The following is a 601-nucleotide window of genomic DNA, read 5'->3' on the forward strand; positions in this document are numbered from 1 at the left end:
GATGTGATCCGCCTGCGCCACCAGCCGGCAGGCGCCGTCCGTCACCGCGATCGAAAAGTCGCGGCTGGACTTCAGGATCTGGCTGTAGGCGGTGCGGAGCAGGCCCTCGCCCATCTCCTCCACGATGGCGGTGAAACGCGCGGAGAGCACGGCGAGCGTCTCGGGATCCATCGGGAGGCGTCTCCATCTTGGCGAGCCCGGGAGCGTGGCGCATCCTGGCCCGAACAGAAAGGGGAGGAGCTCGGATATGAGCCTCAAAGTTCTTGCCGAAGGGCTGCGTTTTCCGGAAGGGCCCGTGGCGTTGCCGGACGGCTCGATCGCGCTGGTGGAGATCGAGAAGCAGGTCGTCTCACGTGTGGCGCCGGACGGGGCCTACAGCGTCATCGCGAAGACGGGCGGCGGGCCGAACGGGCTCGCGGCCGGCCCGGACAACACGCTGCTCGTCTGCAACAACGGCGGCTTCACCTGGCACGAGGAACCCGACATCCTGCGCCCGAGCGGACAGGCCGAGGACTACACCAACGGGCGCATCGAGGTGATCGACATCGCCACGGGGTCCGTGAAGACGCTCTACGACCGCTGCGGCGACGTGATGCTGAAG

The 601-nt window shown here is 67.6% G+C and carries 2 protein-coding genes; one reads left to right on the forward strand and one right to left on the reverse strand.

Annotation, left to right across the window (positions count from 1 at the left end):
• Window positions 1–171, reverse strand: a 171-nt coding sequence (locus AC1DWF_RS36410; protein ID WP_476843307.1) for a hydantoinase B/oxoprolinase family protein, incomplete at its 3' end; no start/stop codon positions are given.
• A gap of 76 nt (window positions 172–247) precedes the next feature.
• Between AC1DWF_RS36410 and AC1DWF_RS36415 the strand changes: the two genes are divergently transcribed.
• Window positions 248–601 (forward strand): SMP-30/gluconolactonase/LRE family protein (locus AC1DWF_RS36415; protein WP_476843306.1); only part of this gene is annotated, 354 nt, incomplete at its 3' end.

The sequence above is a fragment of the Aminobacter sp. P4_D5 genome, from assembly GCF_056401815.1.